The organism is Klebsiella sp. Q2 (assembly GCF_009900705.1).
Taxonomy (GTDB): domain Bacteria; phylum Pseudomonadota; class Gammaproteobacteria; order Enterobacterales; family Enterobacteriaceae; genus Klebsiella; species Klebsiella quasipneumoniae.
In genome coordinates this window covers 789,401-803,726 of record NZ_JAAABE010000001.1, presented here as the reverse complement: position 1 = coordinate 803,726, position 14,326 = coordinate 789,401, and the positions used below count along the sequence as shown (strand labels likewise).

The following is a 14,326-nucleotide window of genomic DNA, read 5'->3' as shown; positions in this document are numbered from 1 at the left end:
GATGAGTACCGTTGAATCCCCGTCAGGGGCGAAAAAACCGGGCGGCTTCGCGCTGTGGGCGGCGCGCCTGCAGATGGCACATGGCCGCAAGCTGGTGATCGCGCTGCCCTATCTGTGGCTGATCCTGCTGTTTATGCTGCCGTTCCTGATCGTGTTCAAGATAAGTCTTGCCGAGATGGCGCGGGCGATCCCTCCCTACACCGATCTGATGGAGTGGGCGGATGGCCAGCTGACGCTGACGCTTAACTTTGCCAACTTCCTGCAGCTGACCGACGATCCGCTCTATTTCGAGGCTTATCTCCAGTCGCTGCAGGTGGCGGGCATCTCGACGCTCTGCTGCCTGCTGCTGGGCTATCCGCTGGCCTGGGCGGTGGCGCACAGCAAGCCATCGACGCGCAATATTCTGCTGCTGCTGGTGATCCTTCCGTCGTGGACGTCGTTTTTGATCCGCGTCTATGCCTGGATGGGGCTGTTGAAGAGCAACGGGGTGTTGAATAACTTCCTGCTGTGGCTAGGGGTTATCGATCAGCCGCTGGAGATCCTGCACACCAACCTGGCGGTGTATATCGGTATCGTCTATGCCTATCTGCCGTTTATGGTGCTGCCTATCTATACCGCGCTGACCCGCATCGACTATTCGCTGGTGGAGGCCTCGCTGGACCTCGGCGCCCGGCCCCTGAAGACCTTCTTTCAGGTGATCGTTCCGCTCACCAAAGGGGGGATTATCGCTGGCTCCATGCTGGTGTTTATCCCGGCGGTGGGGGAGTTCGTGATCCCGGAGCTGCTGGGCGGGCCGGACAGCATTATGATTGGCCGCGTGCTGTGGCAGGAGTTCTTTAACAACCGCGACTGGCCGGTCGCCTCGGCGGTGGCGATTGTTATGCTGCTGTTGCTGATTGTGCCGATCATGTGGTTCCACAAGCACCAGCAAAAACAGATGGGGGAGCAGGGATGAACGACTTGCCTGTAGTACGCTCGCCGTGGCGCATTCTGATCCTCGTGCTCGGATTCACCTTCCTTTATGCCCCGATGCTGATGCTGGTGATCTACTCGTTCAACAGCTCGAAGCTGGTGACGGTCTGGGCCGGGTGGTCGACGCGCTGGTATAGCGAACTGTTCCACGATGACGCGATGATGAGCGCGGTGGGGCTGAGCTTGACTATCGCCGCCTGCGCGGCGACGGCGGCGGCGATCCTGGGCACCATCGCCGCGGTGGTGATGGTGCGCTTTGGGCGTTTTCGCGGCTCCAACGGCTTCGCGTTTATGATCACCGCGCCGCTGGTCATGCCGGACGTGATCACCGGGCTCTCGCTGCTGCTGCTGTTCGTGGCGCTGGGTCACGCCATCGGCTGGCCGTCGGATCGCGGGATGTTGACCATCTGGCTGGCGCACGTCACCTTCTGTACCGCCTACGTGGCGGTGGTGATCTCCTCGCGCCTGCGTGAGCTGGACCACTCGATCGAAGAGGCGGCGATGGATCTGGGCGCCGCTCCGCTGAAGGTCTTCTTCGTCATCACGCTGCCGATGATTATGCCGGCGGTGATCTCCGGCTGGCTGCTGGCCTTCACGCTGTCGCTGGATGACCTGGTGATCGCCAGCTTTGTCTCCGGTCCCGGGGCCACGACCTTGCCGATGCTGGTCTTCTCCAGCGTGCGCATGGGGGTCAACCCGGAGATCAACGCCCTGGCGACGCTCATCCTCGGCGTGGTCGGTATTGTTGGTTTTATCGCCTGGTATTTGATGGCCCGCGCAGAAAAGCAGCGAGTGCGCGATATCCAGCGTGCAAGACAAGGCTGAACCACCTAAAATCGGTACAGCAGCCTCCGGTCGGCGCCACCCTGTGGCGCCGTTTTCATGGAAGACATTACGTTGGGATTGTTTACGAAAACTCGCTCATCGCATGCCCGCCTTAACGTCCCTGCGCTGGTGCAGGTGGCGGCCTTTGCGATTATTTTGATTCGCGGTTTGGATCTGCTGATGATCCTCAATCTGTTGGGCCTGCAGGGGCTGAACGAATTCATACACCGTAGCGTCCAGACCTGGAACCTGACGCTGGTCTTCCTCGGCAGCCTGGCGCTGGTGTTTATCGAAATCTGGTGCGCCTTCTCGCTGGTGAAAGGGCGCAACTGGGCGCGCTGGGTCTATCTGCTGACGCAGATGATAGCCGCCGGCTACCTGTGGGCGGCGTCGCTGGGTTACGGGTATCCGGAGTTGTTCAGCATTCCCGGCGAATCCAAACGGGAGATCTTCCACTCGCTGGTGATGCAAAAACTGCCGGATCTGCTGGTCCTGACGCTGCTGTTTGTGCCTGCGAACTGCCGCCGGTTTTTCCGCCTGCAATAACGGTGATACAATCCCCGCCCCTGGAATTTTGAAGGTCAATTATGCATTGCGCACTCTACGACGCCGGCCGCTGCCGCTCCTGTCAATGGCTGGAACGGTCGGTTCCGCAACAGCTCGCCGATAAAATGGCCGACCTGCGCACGCTGCTGGCAGCGATCCCCGTCGCCGACTGGGGCGAGCCGGTCAGCGGGCCGGAGGCGGCATTCCGTAACAAGGCCAAAATGGTGGTCAGCGGCAGCGTTGAGCGTCCGCTGCTGGGGATGCTGCACCGCGACGGCACCCCGGTGGATCTCACCGACTGCCCGCTCTATCCCGCCGAGTTTGCGCCGGTGTTTGCCGTCCTGAAGCCCTTTATCGCCCGCGCCGGGTTAACCCCCTACAACGTCGCGCGCAAGCGCGGGGAGCTGAAATATCTGCTGCTAACCGCCAGCCAGCAAGGGGAGATGATGCTGCGCTTCGTGCTGCGCTCAGAGGCCAAGTTGGCCCAGCTGCGCGCCGCGCTGCCCTGGTTACAGGCACAGTTGCCGCAGCTTAAGGTGATCACGGCGAATATCCAGCCAGTGCATATGGCTATTATGGAAGGCGAGCAGGAGATCTTCTTCACTGAACAGCAGGCGCTGGGGGAGGTCTTTAATGAGGTGCCGCTGTGGATCCGTCCGCAAAGCTTCTTTCAAACTAACCCGACGGTAGCCAGCCGGCTGTACGCCACCGCCCGCGACTGGGTGCGCGCGCTGCCGGTCCAGCATATGTGGGATCTGTTTTGCGGCGTCGGGGGTTTTGGCCTGCACTGCGCGACGCCGGCGATGCGCCTGACCGGTATAGAGATTGCCCCGGAGGCGATCGCCTGCGCCAGGCAGTCTGCCGCGCAGCTGGGGCTCAGCAATCTGCATTTTCAGGCGCTGGACTCCACGCAGTTCGCCACGCATGAAGCGGATATCCCGCAGCTGGTGCTGGTCAACCCGCCGCGTCGCGGCATTGGCGCCGAACTGTGCGACTATTTAAGCCGCATGGCGCCGCCCTATATTATCTATTCCAGCTGTAACGCCCGCACCATGGCGACCGACATTGCTCTTCTTAGCGGCTATCGCGTCGAGCGGGTCCAGCTATTTGATATGTTCCCCCACACCGCCCACTACGAAGTGCTGACCCTGCTGGTCCGCGAAGTTTAAACAAAATGTGAAGGCTTTGCGTCGCAGAGATCGGGTAAGCTTGACGCAGCATGTTTTGTTATTGGTGGGGGGAATCTAATGGCCAAAACCATTCTGCTGGTGGAAGATGATGAGGATATTGCCACGCTGCTGCGGCTCAATCTTCAGGATGAGGGCTATCAGATTGTGCATGAGGCCGACGGCGGCCAGGCTCTCGCCCGGCTGGAAACGCGGGTCTGGGATGCGGTGATCCTCGATTTGATGCTGCCCGGCGTCGATGGCCTGGAGATCTGCCGGCGTATCCGCCAGATGACCCGCTATCTGCCGGTGATCATCATCAGCGCTCGCACCAGCGAAATGCACCGCGTGCTGGGCCTGGAGATGGGCGCCGACGACTATCTGGCGAAACCCTTTTCGTTGCTGGAGCTTATCGCCCGCGTTAAAGCGCTGTTTCGTCGCCAGGAGGCGATGGGGCAGAACCTGTTGATGGACGCCGGGCGCCTGTCCTGCCATGGTCTGAGCATCGATCCGCTGTCCCGCGAAGTGAGGCTGCGCGGCGAGTTGGTGGACCTCACGCCGCGCGAATTCGAGCTGCTGTATTACTTTGCCCGCCATCCCGGGGAGGTGTTTTCGCGGCTGGCGCTGCTGGAGCAGGTCTGGGGATATCAGCACGAGGGCTATGAGCACACGGTCAATACCCATATCAACCGCCTGCGCAGCAAAATCGAACGTGACCCGGCCGAGCCGGACATCATTCTGACCGTCTGGGGCAAAGGCTATAAGTTCGCCCCGGTGACGCAAGAGGCCGCCCCGTGATCCGCCGCCTGAGCCTCAGCCAGCGGCTGGCGCTGGTGGTGGTCTCCCTGCTGATACTGTGCGCGGCGGCGGTGTGCGTCGTTCAGTTACATAGCAGCGCGCAGTATGGCAACGCCATGGTGCAGCGCCTCTCCGCCGGGCTGGCTCAGCAAATTGTGGCCCGCGAACCGCTGCTGGACGCCCACGGCGAGGTCAACCGGCAAACCCTGAAGTCGCTGTTTGACCGTCTGATGACCTTTAATCCCAGCGTGGAGCTCTATCTGCTGTCGCCGGATGGCGACCTGTTGGCCGATGCGGCGCCGCCGGGACATATCCAACGCCAGCGGATCGACATGGCGCCGGTGCAGGTTTTTCTCACCGGCAGTACGTCGCCGGTGTATGGCGACGATCCCCGCAGCCTTGACGGGCGAAAAGTCTTCAGCGCCGCCCCGCTGCGCGTCGACGGCCAGCTGCGCGGTTACCTGTATATCATTTTGCAGGGGGAGACCTTTAATCAGCTGGCGGCCGACGCCTGGCAAAAAACGCTGTGGAGCATTGTTCTGTGGACCCTGCTGCTGGTGACTCTGTTTGGCCTGCTGGCGGGAGGCCTGGCATGGTTCTGGGTGACCCGGCCGGTCCGCCAGCTCACCGCCCAGGTGGCGGCGAACGATCGGGACAGCATCAGCGCCATCAAAACCCTGGCGGCCCGCACGCCGGAGCCCCATCCCGGTAACGAGGTGGCGGTGCTCGAAAATCGCTTTATTGACCTTGCCCGGCAGATAGCCGGTCAGTGGGATCGGCTGGCCGACAGCGACCGCCAGCGCCGCGAATTTGTGGCCAATATTTCCCACGATTTACGTACGCCGCTCACCTCGCTGCTGGGGTATCTGGAAACGCTGACCCTGAAGGACGAACGGCTGACCGCCGAGGAGCGCAGGCAGTATCTCACCATCGCCCTGCGCCAGGGCAACAAAGTGCGCCATCTTTCGCAGCAGCTGTTTGAGCTGGCGCGACTGGAGCACGGGGGCATTAAGCCGCAGCGCGAGCGTTTCGCGATGGGGGAGCTGATTTCCGACGTGGCGCAGAAGTTTGAATTAACCGCCCGCACGCGCGAGGTGAACCTGCAAATTGATGTGCCGGGGCCGCTGCCGCTGGTTAACGCCGATGTGTCGATGATTGAGAGGGTGGTGACCAATCTGCTCGACAACGCCATGCGGCATACTCCCGTCGGCGGGGAGATTCGTCTGGCGGTCTGGCAGGAGAATCAACAGATCCAGGTCGAAGTGGCTGACAACGGAACGGGCGTCGATGCCGCGCTGCGCGACGATCTGTTCCAGCGGCCGTCGGCGTTGTCTGCCCAGGCGTCGCGGGAGGATCGCGGCGGGTTAGGGCTGCTGATTGTGAAACGAATGCTGGAGCTGCACGGGGGCGGGATCAGGCTGGTGGAGTCGGTAAGCGGGGCGCGGTTCAGGTTCTTCGTGCCACTTTGAGAAATTGCCGGGTGGCGGCTACGCCTTACCCGGCTACGGGGAAAGTGTAGGCCGGGTCAGCGCAGCGCCACCCGGCAAAAAAGTTACTCCGGGAACCACTGGTTGCTGATTTTCTGGTAGGTACCGTCGGCTTTAATCGCCTTCAGCGCCGCGTTCAGTTTCTCCAGCAGCGCCTTGTTATCCGGGCGCACGGCAATCCCAAGGCCGGTGCCGAAGTATTGCGGGTCGGTCACTTTCGGCGTGGCTGCCCCCAGCTGCGGGTTAGTTTTCAGCCACTCGTTGACCACCGCCGTGTCGCCGAACACGCCGTCGATACGGCCATTTTTCAGATCGATAATCGCGTTCTGGTAGCTGTCATAGGCGACGGTCTTCACCTCAGGATGTTTATCCTGCAGATATTTCTGGTGGGTGGTGCCGTTTTCCATGCCGATCCGTTTGCCTTTCAAATCATCGAACGAGTGGAATGCGTCTTTTTTGGCGATCACCAGCGCGGAGTTGGCGTAGTACGGGTCGGTGAAGGCGACCTGCTTGCTGCGCTCCGGCGTAATATCCATTCCGGAAATCACCGCGTCATACTTCTTAAACTTCAGCGCCGGGATCAGGCTGTCAAACGCGTGGTTGGTAAAGGTGCATTCTGCCTGCATTTGTTTGCACAGCGCATGGGCCAGATCGATATCAAAGCCGACAATCTGGTTATTAGCGTCCATCGATTCAAACGGCGGATAGGTCGCGGACACGCCGAAGCTGATTTTCTCCGCGGCGGCGGCGCCGAAGGTGAACGTGGTGAGCAGTGCAGCCAGAACTAACTTTTTCATCGTGGAACTCCCGTCTGTCAATCTTATGATTATTCGCCGTGTCTGCGGCATAGGGTGACAATGCCATTAAATGAATTTGTATGCAATAAAAATGATTAAGTATTTTATTTGATATAAAAAAAGACGGACAGGTATTAGACTTGTCCGTCTTGTTGTTCACTTATTATGCAAAATACGCCAGGCGCTAATTACGCCGCTCGAAGGCTAGCGCTTTGCGCTCCACCAGCCGCATCAGCAGCGTCAGCAGCCCGTTGACGATGAGATAGATAATCCCGGCGGCGCCGAACACCATCACGTCGTAGGTCCGTCCGTACAGCAGCTGGCCGTGGCCCATCACTTCCATCAGGGTGATGGTGTAGGCCAGAGAGGTACTCTTAAAGACCAGCACCACTTCGTTGGAATAGGACGACAGCGCGCGCTTAAAGGCATACGGCAGCAGGATCGCCAGGGTATCCTTTTTACTCATCCCCAGCGCGCTGCACGACTGCCATTGCCCGTCGGGGATCGCCCGGATGGCGCCATAAAACAGCTGGGTGGTATAGGCGGCGCTGTTGAGCGACAGGGCGATCAGGGCGCACAGCCACGGCTCGGAGATAAGGTGCCAGAGCCAGGGATATTCCTGTAGCGAAGGAAACTGTCCTGGGCCGTAGTAGATCAGGAAGATCTGCACCAGCAGCGGCGTACCGGTAAACAGGGTGATGTAGCCGCGCACTATCCACACCAGCCCCGGCGTCTTCAGCGTCAGGATAATGGTAAAGATCAGCGACAGGATCAGCGCCACGATAATCGACGCCACGGTCAGCGTCAGGCTGGTATGCAGTCCTTTCAGCAGTTCGGGTAAGTAGTCGAGCATCAGCCTGGTCTCCGTTCGAAGCGCGTCGCACGCTGGTCAATCCGCTTAAGGATGTATTGACTCAACAGGGTGATGACGAGATAGATTGCCGCGGCAATGATATACCAGTTAAAGGGCTCCTGAGTGCGGGTGGCGATGCTTTTAGTCTGCAGCATCAGATCGTTGACGCTGATAAGGCTCACCAGCGCGGTGTCCTTCAGCAGCACCAGCCACTGGTTGCCGAGACCGGGCAGCGCATGGCGCCACATCTGAGGCATCACCAGGCGGAAGAAAATGGCCGCTTTCGACAGCCCGAGCGCCTGGCCGGACTCCCACTGACCCTGCGGAACGGCTTTCAGCGCGCCGCGCAGCGTTTGCGAGGCGTAGGCGGCATACAGCAGCGACAAGGCGATCGCCCCGCAGAGGAACGGACTGACGTCAAAGTTCTCAATCTGCATCTGCACCGGGATCTGGATGAACCCGAGCGGGATGGTAAAACCGTCAGAGAGCGTCAGCAGCAGCTGGGACGAGCCAAAATAGATAAACAGCACCACCAGAATTTCAGGTAGTCCGCGCAGGATGGTCACAATGCCGGTTGCAAGCCAGGCTACCGGGCGCCATTTCACTGACTCCAGTACCGCGAAGAGCATCGCCAGGACGAGGCCGATGGCGAGCGCGCAAACGGCAAGGCCGACGGTCATCCCGGCGGCGCTTGCTAATGGAAAAATTTCGTTCATTCAGTCTTACTTCTGGAACCATTTGTTATAGATGGTCTGGTAAGTGCCGTCTTTCTTCACTTTTTCCAGCGCAGCGTTAAATTTCTGCTGCAGGTCGGTGTTGCCCTGACGCACGGCAATGCCCAGCCCGGTGCCGAAATAGGCTTTGTCGGTCACTTTATCGCCCACGGCCGCCAGCTTCGGATTGCTCTTCAGCCATTCGGTGACCACGGCGGTATCACCAAAGACCGCGTCAATACGACCGTTCTGCAGATCCAGCTTCGCATTCTGGTAGCTGTCGTAAGGGACGGTAGTGATTTCCGGATGTTTATCGGTGATAAATTTCTGGTGCGTGGTACCGTTCTGTACGCCCACTTTTTTGCCCTTCAGCTGATCAATGCTGGTGAACTTGCCCTGCTGACCGACGAACAGCGCCGAGTTGTCATAATACGGGGTGGAGAACAGTACCTGCTTTTCACGCTCAGGCGTGATGTCCATCCCGGCCATGACCGCGTCGAAACGGCGGAATTTCAGCCCCGGGATCAGGCTGTCAAAGGCCTGGTTGGTGAAGGTACAGGTGGCATCGATCTCTTTACACAGCGCGTTAGCCAGATCCACATCGAAACCGACGATCTGGTTGTTGGCGTCCACCAGCTCAAACGGAGGGTAGGAGGCCTCGGTGGCGAAACGAATGGTCTGCGCGGCGGAAGCGGAGAGGCTCATGCCTGCGAGCAGGGCGGCAATCAGTACTTTTTTCATCGTCATTTCCCCGAAAAACATCAATGTGAAAGATAGTTTTTAAACGCGTCAGTTTGCGGATGCGTGAAGCAGGAGGCATCCCCTTGCTCGACGACATGGCCATTTTCCATATACACCACCCGGCTGGCCGTCTTGCGCGCCACTTCAACTTCATGGGTGACGATAACTTGGGTGATGCCGGTTTCAGCCAGCTCGCGGATGATGCTAACGATCTGGGCGGTGATTTCCGGGTCGAGCGCCGCGGTAGGCTCATCGAACAGCAGAACCTGCGGCTCCATCATGAGCGCGCGGGCGATCGCCACACGCTGCTGCTGGCCGCCGGATAAATGCAGCGGGTAACGATCGCTGTAGGGCTTCAGACGCAGGCGCTCCAGCAGCTTCTCGGCGCGAGCCAGCGCCTGATCCTTGCTTAACCCCAGTACGCGACAGGGGGCTTCGATCAGGTTCTGCTGTACCGTCAGGTGCGGCCACAGGTTGTACTGCTGAAAAACCATGCCGACGTTCTGCCGCAGTTCGCGAATCGCTTTATCGGACGGCGCTCTGGTGAAGTCGAAATGGTTACCGGCGATGGTTAACGAACCGGAACGCGGCATCTCCAGCAGGTTGAGTACGCGCAGCAGCGAGCTCTTCCCGGCACCGCTGGGGCCGAGCAGCACCAGCGTTTCCCCCTGCGGGCAATCCAGCGTGATGTCGAACAGCGCCTGGTGCGCGCCGTAGAAGCAATTAATGCCGTTTAGTTTAATACTCATCTGGGCAGTCTGATACGAATAGCTATTGAGGCCGCAAATAGTACCTTTGGCAGAATAGTTATGCAATATTTATGCGTTAAAAGTTAAATCTAAACCACGTTTAGCTTTAAAGTTAGCACAAAATATTGCCTGGTGGGTGAGGGGGGCGTAAATGTCGGCATTCTCGGGGCGAATACCGACATTTTACCGGGGTTATCGTTTCAGCGGCGTCGCTTCAACTCCCGAACTAGCGTTTCTCCAGACTCTGTCGCAACGTTCCGGCCGGCGCGTGGCTGTTGTTGCCGAGATAGCGAACGTCATCGACGGCCCAGCACTGGCCTTCCTGGATCATCAGCACTTCGTCTTTCCAGTTCTGGGTTCCCTGTTTCAGCTCCACGCGCAGCGGAATGTTGCGCGCATCGCGATTAGGGATGGTTGAGGCGCTGGCGACGACGGCGCTGTCCGCGGGGGTGCTGCTGCTGGAGAACGGGTTAGCCTGCAGCAGCTTGCTGTTGGCCGGATCCTGACGGGCGTCATTGAGTAACTTCGCCAGGCCGTCGCTGAGATAGGGGCGCAGCGCCGCCGCATCCTGAGTACGGTTCTGGATCTGAATGTCGTAGAATTTTTGCGCTACGTCGTCAGGGCCGCCTTCGACACAAGGGCCGCTGCGGGTGCCATTATCTTTATAGGCCGGGGTGACGGTCGTACAGGCGCTGAGCGCCAGCGCGCAAGGGAGAAGTGCTGCAAGAAGTTTGTAGCGCATGATGATTTCCTTATAAGCGAACTACGTTTTCAGTTTCCGTTAAAGCATAGCGTATAGCGTGCGGATTGTACTTGACGCAAAGAGCTAAGACCTTGATGTGGCTACAGCCTTAGGGCTGGAAATCAGCAGGGGGATGACGGCGGTTTTCAGGCAGAAAAAATCACGGCGGGATAAAAATAAATTATGGCTTTGCATAAACAAGAAACACTACCCCGGAAACAGGGTAGTGTTTCTTGAGAGATAAGATTAGTTATTTCTTCTTATAGATATTAGCGGAAATGTGCAGTTTTTTATCCGTGTTCCCGGAAGAGAGCACGATAACATCCGCGCCTTTTTCATCAGCTTTTTTAATCAGCTCTTCACGAGCGTCGCTCGGTGCGGTCTGGCCGGTAGAAGAAATGGTGCCGATCTTGGTGTATTGCGTATGGACCTTATCAAAAGCTTCTTTCGATAAAATCTCAGCGGAGAAGGCGTTCGCCGTTAAAAACAATGCCGCACCTGCCACTAAAGCTGCATATTTCATATTTTTAGACTCCATTGTTTATCTTGCTATCATCATGCTCTTGTTTTAACTCACCAATGAGCGATTTCAGATTGTACTAACACTGCTTTTTTTTCAAGCAAAATACTGCAATTTTATGACGGCTAGTTAACTCTTTTTTAAAGAAAAGATGACAGAATTCGCATTGATAATGCTTGCTTTTTTTTGCCGTTTACACATCGTGAACGGAGCATACCAATTTCTACTGACATTAGCTGAAAATCAGCTTAAGAGGCCGGGGCAGGGGAGACAGCGCGCGGACAGACATTCCCGGAAACATAGTTTATCATATAGACAAGCAGGGGCTGCGCCTATGGTCATGCAGGTCACCAGGGAGATAAGATGTTAACAAATAAGCGAGAGCGCGCCCGGCAGCAGCGAACCGCGTTGTGGGCCACCAGAGATGATGTCCAGCGCCATGCGCTGTCAATGAGTCTGCCCTGGCTGGCTTTTGTAAATATCGCGTTTGCGTTAATGATTTTCTCCCGCAACTTTATTTTTACCTATTTTGATAAGAAGCTCCTGACTCACCAGGCGGTTATTCCTTATATCGAAATAGCGCTGATTGCGGTTATTATTATTTCGGCCATTTTAGTGATTATTGCCATCACGCCGCGTCTGGCGCAGGGGCGTTATACGCTGAATATCATCACCGCGCTGCTGCTGGTGCTCAGCCTGTGCTGGTCCCTGAGTAATTACTGTTTTATCTTTTTCTGGGCTTTGCCCTTCGCCTGGCCGCTGCTGGTTATATTGTTGACCACTGGCCTCACTGCGTTGTATCACCATTGGCCGGGCATTATCGCTTTTATGCTGCCGCTATGGGGGACGGCCTTGCTAGCGGGAATTCAGATCCACTATCACGCTGAAATTCGCTTTTTGATCCTGTGGACCATCTTTACGGCGATTTTGCTGTATGGACGACGTATTCTCCAGCGCTGGTACGATGAAGCCTGGGATACGCATCAGGAAAATATGCAGCTTATTCAGCGGCTGGAAAGTATTGCCAACCAGGATGCATTAACCGGGACCGCTAACCGCCGGGCGCTGAATGCGTATCTGGCGGAGATCTGGCAGCAAAACACGCCGTTGTCGCTGATGATGATCGATGTCGATTACTTTAAACGCTATAACGATCGCTATGGTCATCAGGCTGGTGACGAGTGCTTATCTTCTGTCGCGCAGGTGCTGAAAATGGCGGTCCGGGCCGAAGATGATCTGGTGGCTCGCTATGGCGGCGAGGAATTTGTGGTGGCGTTGCCTAGGGTTCCCCTGGTGCATGCCACCGCGATTGCCGAGCGCATTCAGCAGAAAATTCACGAGGCGGCGCTTCCTCATGAGGCATCAGAGGTGGCGTCGGTGGTGACCGTCAGTATCGGGATCGTCGATTCCGATGGCACGGTCCCGATGGAGACGCTGATCGCCCGGGCGGACAGTGCGCTGTACCAGGCGAAAAATAAAGGACGTAATCAATGGTCTTATTAACCCGGAGACGCTGCCGGGCAAGGGAGAAGGGATGAAACGGATTGCCTATGTACTCCTGTTGGCGCTACTGCTGGCCGGCTGCGCGGGGGAAAAAGGCATCATCGATCGCGACGGATATCAGCTGGACACTCGCCATCCGGCGCAGGCGGCCTATCCGCGCATAAAAGTGCTGGTTATCCACTATACCGCAGATAATTTTGATGTCTCACTGGCAACCCTGACTGATAAAGAGGTCAGCTCCCACTATTTAATTCCTGAACAGCCGCCGCGCCACCATCATAAACCGCGGATCTGGCAGCTGGTGCCGGAAGAGGATCTGGCCTGGCACGCCGGGGTGAGCTACTGGCGCGGCAGCACGCGCATCAACGATACTTCCATTGGTATTGAACTGGAAAACCGCGGCTGGCAGAAGACTGCGGGGGGTAAAAGCTTTACCCCCTTTCACCCGGAGCAGATCGCGGCCCTGATCCCGCTGGCGCGCGATATTATCACCCGCTACCACATCGCGCCGCAGAACGTGGTAGCCCATGCCGATATCGCCCCGCAGCGCAAAGACGATCCGGGACCGTTGTTCCCCTGGCAACAGCTGGCGCAGCAGGGGATTGGCGCCTGGCCGGACGAGCAGCGGGTGGCTTTCTATCTGAACGGGCGCCCGGCCAGTGAGCCAGTGGACCCTGAGGTAGTACTGGATTTGCTGGCGCGCTACGGCTATCAGGTCACGCCGGAGATGACTCCCGCGCAGAAAAAACGAGTGATTACCGCCTTCCAGATGCACTTCCGCCCCCAGCGCTGGGATGGCGTAGCAGATGCGCAAACCGAAGCGATAGCCGAGGCGCTGTTAGAAAAGTATGGTCAGGGTTAGCGGTGAAGTTTACCGTGGTCGCGCAGCCAGGCGGCGGTACGCACAATCCCGTCGTCCAGCGTCACCACCGGCTGATAACCCAGCTCATCCTGCGCGCGAGTGATATCGAGCGTAAAATCAAAATTCAGTTTCGAGACGCCGTAGTGGGTAAAGGCCGGCTCTTTGGCCGTTTTATCGCCAAAACGCTCCATGCTGCGGGCGATAATATCCAGCATCGGGTAGGGGACTGAGCGGATCCGGCATTTGATGCTCAGCTCGTCGATCAGTTTCTGCACGATACTGCGCAGGGTGCGCGGTTCGCCGTTGCTGATATTCCACGCGCGGGCGGAGGGAAGATGATCGCACGCCGGCTGGCTCGCCAGCCACATCGCGTGGACGGCGTTTTCATAATAGGTCATATCGACCAGCGCGCTGCCGCCCCGTGGCAACAGGACGCTGCCATAGTGTTGCATCATTTGCGCCAGCCGGGGAATAAAGACTTTATCGTGCGGCCCGAACAAACTCTGCGGGCGCAAAATGGTAAAACGGGTGTGCGGGTTGGCCTGCGCCAGCAGGTTGATCACCTCTTCGCTGGCTGCCTTGCTGCGGGCAAACTCGTTGGCGAAGCGGTGCGGGCGGAAATCTTCCTGAATATCGCGATGGTGGTGATAATCAAAATAGAGCGAGGGCGAAGAGATATGAACGAAATTGCGTACGCCCCATGCTACAGACCACTCGCCGAGGCGACGGGTGGCGCGGACGTTAGCGAGATCGAAAGCCTGCTGCGTGCCCCAGGGCGAGGTAAAGCTTGAGCAGTGCCACAGGGTATCGATACCGGCGAGCATCACTTTAGCCTGCGAAGAGACCAGCTCGGTTAAATCCGCCGGGATGAATTCCGCCCCCATTTTGCTCAGAAGCTTACCCATCGCTTCGTTGCGCCCGGTCGCTCGCACGCTGATGCCCTTGTTGCGCAGATATTCCACTGCGTTGCGGCCTAATCCGCTGGTCGCACCGGTAACCAGTACCTTCATATCACTCTACTGTCCCAGAAAAGAATTTCGTGCGCATTTTTC

General features: G+C 57.8%; 16 protein-coding genes. 8 read left to right on the top strand and 8 right to left on the bottom strand.

The genetic code is table 11. The annotated features are described in order from the left end of the window. The first annotated feature begins 1 nt into the window (after position 1). The 6 genes from potH to GT756_RS03980 all read left to right on the top strand — a co-directional run bounded on the left by potH (position 2) and on the right by GT756_RS03980 (position 5,776). Positions 2-955, top strand: a complete 954-nt coding sequence (gene potH / locus GT756_RS04005; RefSeq protein WP_004201331.1) for a putrescine ABC transporter permease PotH — start codon at positions 2-4, stop codon at positions 953-955. Beyond that, entirely contained in the window at positions 952-1,797 is an 846-nt protein-coding gene (gene potI, locus GT756_RS04000) for a putrescine ABC transporter permease PotI (RefSeq protein WP_002896372.1), read from the top strand. Before potH ends, potI begins: the two co-directional genes overlap by 4 nt. Before the next feature lie 57 nt (positions 1,798-1,854). Further along, positions 1,855-2,343, top strand: a complete 489-nt coding sequence (locus tag GT756_RS03995) for a YbjO family protein (protein ID WP_004201332.1) — start codon at positions 1,855-1,857, stop codon at positions 2,341-2,343. A 41-nt stretch (positions 2,344-2,384) separates the two neighbouring features. Further along, the gene (gene rlmC / locus GT756_RS03990) at positions 2,385-3,512 is read left to right on the top strand and encodes a 23S rRNA (uracil(747)-C(5))-methyltransferase RlmC (RefSeq protein ID WP_017899418.1); all 1,128 of its coding nucleotides are present in this window, start codon (positions 2,385-2,387) and stop codon (positions 3,510-3,512) included. 78 nt (positions 3,513-3,590) lie between these two features. Next, positions 3,591-4,307 (top strand): response regulator transcription factor, encoded by a 717-nt coding sequence (locus tag GT756_RS03985; RefSeq protein ID WP_017899419.1) that lies wholly within the window; start codon positions 3,591-3,593, stop codon positions 4,305-4,307. After that, positions 4,304-5,776: an ATP-binding protein gene (locus tag GT756_RS03980; RefSeq protein ID WP_004201335.1), complete on the top strand. Its 1,473-nt coding sequence runs from the start codon at positions 4,304-4,306 to the stop codon at positions 5,774-5,776. Before GT756_RS03985 ends, GT756_RS03980 begins: the two co-directional genes overlap by 4 nt. A gap of 83 nt (positions 5,777-5,859) precedes the next feature. Here GT756_RS03980 and artJ read toward each other — a convergent pair whose 3' ends face one another. The 7 genes from artJ to yahO form a co-directional block, all read right to left on the bottom strand. Then, positions 5,860-6,591 (bottom strand): arginine ABC transporter substrate-binding protein ArtJ, encoded by a 732-nt coding sequence (artJ, locus tag GT756_RS03975; protein ID WP_004201336.1) that lies wholly within the window; start codon positions 6,589-6,591, stop codon positions 5,860-5,862. A gap of 184 nt (positions 6,592-6,775) precedes the next feature. Continuing rightward, the gene (gene artM / locus GT756_RS03970; protein ID WP_004201338.1) at positions 6,776-7,444 is read right to left on the bottom strand and encodes an arginine ABC transporter permease ArtM; all 669 of its coding nucleotides are present in this window, start codon (positions 7,442-7,444) and stop codon (positions 6,776-6,778) included. Next, positions 7,444-8,160: an arginine ABC transporter permease ArtQ gene (gene artQ / locus GT756_RS03965; RefSeq protein WP_004201339.1), complete on the bottom strand. Its 717-nt coding sequence runs from the start codon at positions 8,158-8,160 to the stop codon at positions 7,444-7,446. Before artQ ends, artM begins: the two co-directional genes overlap by 1 nt. Positions 8,161-8,166: 6 nt before the next feature. Further along, positions 8,167-8,898, bottom strand: coding sequence for an arginine ABC transporter substrate-binding protein ArtI (gene artI, locus GT756_RS03960; RefSeq protein WP_002896390.1), 732 nt, complete (start codon positions 8,896-8,898; stop codon positions 8,167-8,169). Between the two features lie 20 nt (positions 8,899-8,918). After that, the gene (artP, locus tag GT756_RS03955) at positions 8,919-9,647 is read right to left on the bottom strand and encodes an arginine ABC transporter ATP-binding protein ArtP (protein ID WP_004201340.1); all 729 of its coding nucleotides are present in this window, start codon (positions 9,645-9,647) and stop codon (positions 8,919-8,921) included. A gap of 226 nt (positions 9,648-9,873) precedes the next feature. Beyond that, positions 9,874-10,389, bottom strand: coding sequence for a lipoprotein (locus GT756_RS03950; RefSeq protein WP_094311332.1), 516 nt, complete (start codon positions 10,387-10,389; stop codon positions 9,874-9,876). A gap of 250 nt (positions 10,390-10,639) precedes the next feature. Beyond that, complete coding sequence (gene yahO, locus GT756_RS03945) at positions 10,640-10,912, bottom strand: DUF1471 family periplasmic protein YahO (protein WP_004201342.1); 273 nt, start codon at positions 10,910-10,912, stop codon at positions 10,640-10,642. A gap of 360 nt (positions 10,913-11,272) precedes the next feature. Here yahO and GT756_RS03940 point away from each other — a divergent pair, with 360 nt between their 5' ends. Then, positions 11,273-12,412 carry a GGDEF domain-containing protein gene (locus GT756_RS03940; RefSeq protein ID WP_004201344.1) on the top strand — a complete coding sequence of 380 codons (1,140 nt, stop codon included), beginning with the start codon at positions 11,273-11,275 and terminating at the stop codon, positions 12,410-12,412. Positions 12,413-12,443: 31 nt separating this feature from the next. Continuing rightward, positions 12,444-13,274, top strand: a complete 831-nt coding sequence (locus GT756_RS03935; RefSeq protein WP_004201345.1) for an N-acetylmuramoyl-L-alanine amidase — start codon at positions 12,444-12,446, stop codon at positions 13,272-13,274. On the opposite strand, the gene GT756_RS03930 is transcribed toward GT756_RS03935, so the two are convergent. Then, entirely contained in the window at positions 13,271-14,284 is a 1,014-nt protein-coding gene (locus GT756_RS03930) for an NAD(P)-dependent oxidoreductase (RefSeq protein WP_032455772.1), read from the bottom strand. The genes GT756_RS03935 and GT756_RS03930 overlap by 4 nt on opposite strands. Positions 14,285-14,326 lie beyond the last annotated feature (42 nt).